7 protein-coding genes are annotated in these 7,585 nt (G+C 67.3%); 5 read left to right on the forward strand and 2 right to left on the reverse strand.

From position 1 onward, the window contains the following. Positions 1–81 precede the first annotated feature (81 nt). Together NN2_RS25790 and NN2_RS25795 are read left to right on the forward strand one after the other, a co-directional pair. Positions 82–2,205 carry an AMP-binding protein gene (locus NN2_RS25790; RefSeq protein WP_439955866.1) on the forward strand — a complete coding sequence of 708 codons (2,124 nt, stop codon included), beginning with the start codon at positions 82–84 and terminating at the stop codon, positions 2,203–2,205. Positions 2,206–2,457: 252 nt separating this feature from the next. Further along, positions 2,458–3,750, forward strand: a complete 1,293-nt coding sequence (locus tag NN2_RS25795) for a PucR family transcriptional regulator (RefSeq protein WP_063016661.1) — start codon at positions 2,458–2,460, stop codon at positions 3,748–3,750. A 43-nt stretch (positions 3,751–3,793) separates the two neighbouring features. Here the strand turns inward: NN2_RS25795 and NN2_RS25800 are convergent, their stop codons facing one another. After that, positions 3,794–4,198, reverse strand: coding sequence for an RsbRD N-terminal domain-containing protein (locus NN2_RS25800; RefSeq protein WP_063016663.1), 405 nt, complete (start codon positions 4,196–4,198; stop codon positions 3,794–3,796). Positions 4,199–4,541: 343 nt separating this feature from the next. Between NN2_RS25800 and NN2_RS25805 the strand changes: the two genes are divergently transcribed. From NN2_RS25805 to NN2_RS25815, 3 genes are all read left to right on the forward strand, one after another. Continuing rightward, on the forward strand, positions 4,542–5,525 hold the full coding sequence (locus NN2_RS25805) for a helix-turn-helix domain-containing protein (RefSeq protein ID WP_227462858.1): 984 nt from the start codon (positions 4,542–4,544) through the stop codon (positions 5,523–5,525). Between the two features lie 44 nt (positions 5,526–5,569). Continuing rightward, entirely contained in the window at positions 5,570–6,394 is an 825-nt protein-coding gene (locus tag NN2_RS25810) for an SAM-dependent methyltransferase (protein ID WP_063016665.1), read from the forward strand. 141 nt (positions 6,395–6,535) lie between these two features. After that, positions 6,536–6,928: a hypothetical protein gene (locus tag NN2_RS25815; protein WP_063016667.1), complete on the forward strand. Its 393-nt coding sequence runs from the start codon at positions 6,536–6,538 to the stop codon at positions 6,926–6,928. A gap of 79 nt (positions 6,929–7,007) precedes the next feature. Here NN2_RS25815 and NN2_RS25820 read toward each other — a convergent pair whose 3' ends face one another. Next, positions 7,008–7,367, reverse strand: a complete 360-nt coding sequence (locus tag NN2_RS25820) for a PNPOx family protein (protein WP_063016669.1) — start codon at positions 7,365–7,367, stop codon at positions 7,008–7,010. Positions 7,368–7,585: the final 218 nt, after the last annotated feature.

Raw genomic sequence — 7,585 nt, forward strand, 5'->3', positions numbered from 1 at the left:
GTGCCCCCGGGCGCTCCGGGAATTGTCACAAGGCATCTTCTGCGCGAAATCAATCCCGGTTACAAAGGAGTTCCCGCCGGTGTGCTCGAAGAACCGGCCCGCGAGAAGTGTAAGAAGTTGGCTACCGAGGTTTTCGACACCGCCGTCGAGCTGCCGGTCGAGCGCAGCGCCGTCTGGGAGCTGCTCATCGACCCGCAGCTGTATCCGCGCATCTTCACCGGGATCGGCGCCTGTGAACGGCTCGAGGCCGTCGCCGGCGCGCCGCTGTGGCAGCTGCGCATCGGAACCGCCGACACCGAGATCCGGACGCTGTCGCTGACGGTGCGGGTGGGCCCGCGCGGGGAGGCCTTCGAGTTGTACTGCGCGGCGACCGGAAGTTTCGCCTCCGTGCGGCTGCGCGATATCGAGGGCGGCACCCGGGCCGTGATCACCTGTTTCGCCGCCGGCCGGATACATCCGGTCGCCGCGCGCGCCTCGACCGCCGGCGCGCTGGCCTGGCTCGACGCCGGACTGCGGCGGCTGCGCCAACTGGTCACGGCCGCACCGACTTCGGTCGTGATCAACCGCGAGAACTCTCCGCTGCGGCGGCGCGCGGACGTGGCTCGCCACATCCTCGGAACGGGCGTGGTGCACACGGCGCGGCCGGATCGCAGTGTCGGGCAGCTGCGCGGACTCGCCCGGTGGGGTTTCAATCTCGCCGGCGGCTACGCGGCCGCGGCCGCGCATTCCCCCCACCGCATCGCCGTCATCGACGATCGGCGCAGTCGCACCTTCGCCGACATCGACCGGCGCAGCACCGCACTGGCGGGCGGCATGGCCGGCCTGGGCCTGCGCACCGGCGACGCGATCGGCCTGCTGGCTCGCAATCACGCCGGCATGGTCGAAACCATGGTCGCGGCAGGCAAACTCGGCGTGGACACGATCCTGCTCAACGCGGGCCTGTCGGCCCGGCGGATCGAGGAAATCGTGCAGCGGCACCGGCTGGCGCACGTCTTCGTCGACGCCGAGCTGGAAGAACTGATCCACTACCTGCATTCCGACATCGTGCGCATCGCCACCGACGACGGCACACCCGGGCGCACCACCATCGAGGATCTGATCACCGAGGGCGACAACGGTTTCGACAAACCCGCACGGCCGGGCCGGTTGATCGTGCTGACCTCCGGGACCAGCGGCACCCCGAAGGGTGCGCGCCGCCCGCACGCCAAGGGCTTCGCCACGGTGGCGGCGCTGCTGTCGCGCATTCCGCTGCGCATGAACGACACCATGCTCATCCCGGCACCGCTGTTCCACACCTGGGGGCTGGCCGCCCTGCAATTGAGTACGGCGCTGCGCGCCACCGTCGTGCTGCCGGAGCAGTTCGATGCCCGCGACACCCTGCGCAGGATAGCCGAAAACCGGGTCGGCACGGTGATTCTGGTGCCGACCATGGTGCAGCGGATCCTGGACCTGCCGACCCATGTGCGGGCCCGCTACGACACCTCCAGCCTGCGGATCGCGGCGAGTTGCGGGGCGCCGCTGGCCGGTGCCACCGTGCTGCGGTTCGCCGACAACTACGGCGATGTGCTCTACAACATCTACGGCTCCACCGAGGTGTCGTGGGCGACCATCGCCACGCCCGAGGATCTGCGGGCCGCGCCGACCACCGCCGGGCTGCCACCGCTCGGCACCAAAATCGCTGTGCTGGGCCCGGATCGCACGCCCGTGCCGGTCGGCGCGACCGGACGCATCTACGTGGGCAATCACATGCTGTTCGACGGATACGTCAATTCGGCGCCGCCGGACGAGACCGACGGCATGCTCGACACCGGCGACCTGGGGTATCTGGATGCCGACGGACGGCTGTTCATCGCCGGCCGCGACGACGAGATGATCATCTCGGGCGGTGAGAACGTCTTCCCGCGGCCGGTGGAGGAGGCGCTGTCACATCTGCCGCAGATCGCCGATGTGGCCGTGGTCGGGGTGCCGGACCATGAATTCGGGCAGCGGCTGGCCGCGTTCATCGTCAAGCGCGAGGGTTCGGGCCTGGACCCGGACATGATCCGCACCTACGTCCGCAACCGGCTGAGCAGGTTCTCGGTGCCGCGCGATGTCACCTTCCTGTCGGCACTGCCGCGCGGTGAGACCGGCAAGGTGCTCAAGCGGCTGCTGATCGGCGGGAGCGCCGACCTGACCGGTCCGTTCCAACCGGCGGCCGAGTTGTGACCGTTCACCAGGGCGCACCCGGGTGACATCCTCATTTGTCACGAGGATGAGCGAAATACATCCATCGGGGTCTCGTTACGGTTACGTTATAAAGGCAGCGCAGTAAACGGGCGGGGAAGGAAGTTTTCGCCAATGTCTGTTGCCACGCCGGGTTCTGCCGCCTCGCCAGGGTCTACCGCGTCCCGGGGGCCCGTCGCCGCACCGGGCGCTTCCGGCGAGGCCACCGCCGGCTCGACGCGCCCCAGTTTGACCATGTCCGGTCAATTGCTGTCGTCGCCGTTGAAGGATGTGTGGTCGCTGTCGCGGCACATGGTCGGCCACTTCGTCGAAAACGTCGCCCCCTGCGGCACCCTGCCCGGCGACGCCATCCACGGCGACATCACCACCATCACCCGCACCTGCCTCGAACTCGCCATCAGCCTCCTCGACGGCCGCGACATCCCCGAAAAAACCGAACGCCTCAAAGACGCCGCCGCCGCCTGGGCCCGCGAAGGCGTCCCCATCGACACCATCCACCACGCCATCCACGAAGGCTTCAAAATCGGCTTCGACCTCGTCGTCACCAACGCCACCACCAAAACCCGCCCCACCACCACCAGCAACAGCAACGGCAGCGGCGGCAACAGTGGCAGTAACAGTGCCGGCAGCAGCAACGGCGGTGACGGTGAACCCACACTCACCCTCACCCACACCGACTACACCAACCTCCTCCAAGGCGCCAAACTCCTCGTCGAAATCCTCGACACCATGACCACCGCCGTCTCCCACGCCTACGTCCGCGAACTCCGCGCCGTCGTCTCCGAACACCACAACGCCGTCCACACCCTCACCTCAGCCCTCCTCGGCGGCCACCCCACCAGCACCATGGCCCGCGAATGCGGCATCGAAATCGCCGACAACTACCACATCCTCGCCCTCCACATCCCCCCACACCCCGACCAAGCCAACCCCCACCTCGACCCCACCATCATCGCCCGCCGCAAACTCCGCCGCATCCAAGCCGCCCTCGCCACCACCACCCACACCACCACCCTCTCCCTCCTCTCCACCGACGGCGGCACCCTCCTCATCCCCACCACCACACCCACCGACCTCGACACCCTCATCACCCACCTCTCCCACGCCGCCCGCGTCCCCATCACCGCCACCACCACAACCACACCCACCACCGACATCCCCACCGCCACCGACCAAACCCACCAACTCCTCGACATGGTCACCCGCCTCGGATCAATCCCCGGCCTCTACCGCTTCGACGACCTCGCCCTCGAATACCAACTCACCCGCCCCGGCCCCGGCCGCGACCACCTCGGCACCCTCCTCAACCCCCTCGACCACCACCCCGAACTCCTCACCACCCTCCAAACCCACATCGCCAACAACCTCAACCGCCAACGCACCGCCCGACTCCTCCACGTCCACACCAACACCGTCGACTACCGCCTCAAACGCATCGCCCAACTCACCGGCTTCGACCCCACCCAAGCCAGCGGACTCTGGTACCTCCGCTCCGCACTCGTCGCCCGCACCTACACCACCGCATGAGGCCCTACCGGAAGAGGCATCGGTCGCCGCACCGCAGCGGCGGTCAGTGGGCAGGGTGTCTGCGTATTTCGGCGACGTAGGCGCGGGAGACGGTGCAGGTCAGCAGATCCAGCATGTCGACCAGGAAGCTGCGATCGGCCACCGGATCGGTGGTTCCTTTACCACCGGCCGGATCGATGCGATCAAGGGTCAGTTTCACTCCGTCGTGAATCGCGTGCTGCACCATATCGATCGGTACGCCGTCGCGCGCCCACACCGCCGCCGCGTGTTCGAGTCGCCGCAGCGCCCGCGCCGCCCCGGTGGGCGCATCGCCGAGCAGGATGAGCGCCAGTTCGAATCCCATCCGCATGACTATCGCGGGATCGGAATGCGTTGCACTCCTGGCATTTCCGGAATCGAATCCATCGCCCTCCGCGGATTCCGCATCCCAGGAGTCGTAGGCCGGCATCGCGCTCCTTCCGTGCGCCCGATCCCCATCGCACTGACGAAGGTAACGGTGACGCGCGGTGATTACGAGCAGTCGGCGCGGGTTGGCCCAAACATCCGAACCACAGGGGTCCGCGGTTGTGAGATCTCCCAATCGTCGCCCGAATTCGGGTCATCCGTCCGCAATTCGGACGGCCCAGTCCGGCATACGAGAACCGTCGGCTGATTCCGGGAGATCCGCGGATATTCGCGACTCCGGCCGCACTCGGCTGTCGCCGAAACCGTGATAGCCTGAACGTGATACATGCTAGCGTGATTATCACGCGAAGGAAAGCGATTGGGGCGGAAGAGATTTCGTCGGGCGTATGATCATCACGCAGCAGTGCCTCGTTTCGTCGACCTCCCGGGCCGCGCGCCGCGCCGATACGCTGGCACCCATGGGAGCCCGATTACGTACCGCGCGAAAATTGCTGCTGGGCCGCGAGATCGAACATATGATCAGCACCGCGGGGGTGAATCAGGCGGAGGCCGCACGGATCATCGATACCAGCCAGAGCCGGATCGCGATGTTGATCAACGGCGCCAGCTCGATCACCGTCGGCGATCTCGAACGCCTCGCGGTCGCATTGGGTTTCACCGACCCCGGGTATCTCGACAGCCTCGAGGCGTTACGCCGGGACAACCACAAACGCGGTTTCTGGAATACCGGTCACCGCCGCGCCTACCTCGAGGAATTGCGTCTGCTGGTGGACCTCGAGGCCCACGCCAGTCTGCTGCGGGTCACCGAGGCCGAGATCGTGCCCGGACTGATCCAATGCGAGCCCTATATCCGGGCCCTGCACGAACCCCCGCACGACGCGCAGACCGCGTCCGCCGATCCCTGTGCGGTCACCGTGGAGGATTCCGTACGCGCGCGACTGGCCCGCCAGGACGTCCTCACCGGTCCCGCCGCGCCGCGTTTCCACGCCGTGCTCTCGGAATCGTGCCTGCGCCGCGAATACGGCGGCCGCGCGGTGATGGCCGAACAACTGGAATACCTGCTCGAACTGTCGCATCGGCCCAACATCATCCTGCAGGTGCTGCCGTTCACCGTCCCCACCCGCGGCGCGGGGATGGAGGACCGCTTCACGCTGGTGCGGGTCCCCTCCCCCGGCGCGGCGGGCGACCTGGACATGGCGATCGTGGAGAGCCAGGGCGACATTCGCTATATCGACGACAAGCCCGCGGTACGCGCCCGGGAGACCGTCTGGGACCGATTATCCGCGGCCGCAGCGGATCCCGATCGGTCGCGAGCGTTCATCGACCGGATCGCGCGTTCGTTCCGACGCGAGAGCGTCACCGGGACGTGACCCACCGACCGTAATCTGCAAAGCCTAAGGAGTGCCGGGCAGCTATGAGCGACAACGACTTTCCCTCACGCGACATCGACACGAGCCGGCCCTCGGCGGCGCGCATGTACCACTACTATCTGTCGGGACAGGCGCTGTTCGACATCGACAAGGTCTTCGGTGAGCGCGTGTTCGCGCTGTTCCCCCACGCCGATGCCTGGGCGCGGCACAATCGCGAATTCCTGTGCCGCGCAGTCGATTTCATGGCCACACTCGGCATCCGGCAGTTCCTCGACATCGGCGCCGGCCTGCCGACGGCGGGCAACACCCACGAGATCGCGCGGGCCCACGAGTCGCGGACCCGGGTCGTGTACGTGGACAACAACACCGAGGCGGTGGCGCGCTGGCACGATCTGCTGCACCGTACCGACACTCTCGCCACCACCGCGGTCATCGATGCCGATCTGCGGTGTCCCGACGATATTTTCGACCATCCCGAGACCCGGCGCCTCATCGATCCGGATCAGCCGCTCGGATTGCTCATCGTCGGCGTCTGGCCGTTCGTGCCGGACAGCGACCGCCCGTACCGGCTGATGGCCCAGCTGCGAGATCGGCTCCCGCGCGGCAGCTGTGTGGCGATGAGCCATGCCGGTCTCGACGACGCGTCCGAGGATGTCCAACGCGGAATGGCCGCGGCGGCAGAGCTCTACAAGCAGACCTCGGATCCGTTGACCCTGCGCCGCCGTGACGATTTCGCCGCCTTCTACGACGGCCTCGAACTCCTGAATCCCGGGATCGTGCACGCCCCCGATTGGCGGCCCTCTGCACCGGTGGACATAGCGGATCCGGCACGGCCGTGTAATTTCGCGGCCGTCGGCTACAAGCCTTAGCCGGCACGGTCGGCGCGGCGGTCCGCGCATCGGTGCGCCGGCAGCTTTACTCCGTAGAAAGGGCATCCGATGACGCGGCCACCGACCTTCACCGTAGGTGAATTCCGAAAAGCCTCAGCCAGTTCCCCGCACCAGAACTGCGTGCGCGTCGCACGCAAACACGGATGGACCGCCGTCTGGGACGACAAGTGCGCTACTGCCGCCACCACCGCCGCCACGGCCGTGGGCAGCACCGAGATGCTGCTGGTCACCGACGAACAGTTCGACAAATACCAGGCGGGTATCCGCGCCGGGCGCACCGAGCGATTACCGATCACGCAGTTGCGGCGCCCCGACGGACGCTATGTGCTGCGCACCGAAACCGGCCGTCGCGCAACGGATGTGGAGCTCGTCTTCGATCGAGCCGAGCTCGACGCCTTCCACCACGGTGTGCGGACCCACGAATTCGATCTGCACAGATTCACCGCACCGGCACTCGACGGTGCCGAATACGACACTCGCGCAAGCAGTCTCACGGCTCGAATACCGGCCTAGCGGCTCCCGCACGTCTCCGGTGCCCGCCCGCGCGGGCACCAACTCCCCTCGAAAACCTCTGCGCCGCAGAGTGTCCGGATCAGTCCGAGCCCGCGGCGGTGTCGTCGTCCAGCTGCACCTGTACCCGCACCCGGCCCTTCTCGTCACGCGTCGCCACGGCGTGGCCGCGCCGGTCGCCACCGTCCAGATGCAGCGTGATGGGGCCGCCCTCACCGGTGAAGTTGCGCCACCAGCTCTTGCGATCGGGCATAGCGACGCCGATGAGGATGGAATCGCCGGAACGCCGATAGTTCACCGGTGTGCTGAACGTCTTACCCGACTTTCGCCCGACATAGCTGATCTCGACGAACCCCTTCCGCATCAGCGGGCCGAGAACCGGCGCCTCCGTGAGCGTGAGTACCACCGAATTGAAGCCGCGCACGGCCGATTTGACGTCCACCTGTTGCCTCCTGACTGGGCGATCGAAAGATGTCACTCTACCGGCGTCCGATGACATCGCCAGGCGAGCGACGACGTTCAGCCCAGGTCCGGCCCGGACCGGATCTCGGCCCCGAGCGGGTGTCCGGCACGCCGCGGCGATCGGCCGGCCGCCCGGCATCCCGCCGCACCTCGTCCGCCCGCGGAGGCGTCCGCGACCCGGTCGATGGTCCGATCCGG

It is taken from the genome of Nocardia nova NBRC 15556 (genome assembly GCF_001613005.1).
Taxonomy (GTDB): domain Bacteria; phylum Actinomycetota; class Actinomycetes; order Mycobacteriales; family Mycobacteriaceae; genus Nocardia; species Nocardia nova.

Bases quoted from the DNA above. Each gene is read 5' to 3' on its own strand.
- NN2_RS25795 (WP_063016661.1), top strand. From the start codon at position 2,458: ATGTCCGGTCAATTGCTGTCGTCGCCGTTGAAGGATGTGTGGTCGCTG.
- NN2_RS25800 (WP_063016663.1), bottom strand. From the start codon at position 4,198: ATGCCGGCCTACGACTCCTGGGATGCGGAATCCGCGGAGGGCGATGGA.
- NN2_RS25805 (WP_227462858.1), top strand. From the start codon at position 4,542: ATGATCATCACGCAGCAGTGCCTCGTTTCGTCGACCTCCCGGGCCGCG.
- NN2_RS25810 (WP_063016665.1), top strand. From the start codon at position 5,570: ATGAGCGACAACGACTTTCCCTCACGCGACATCGACACGAGCCGGCCC.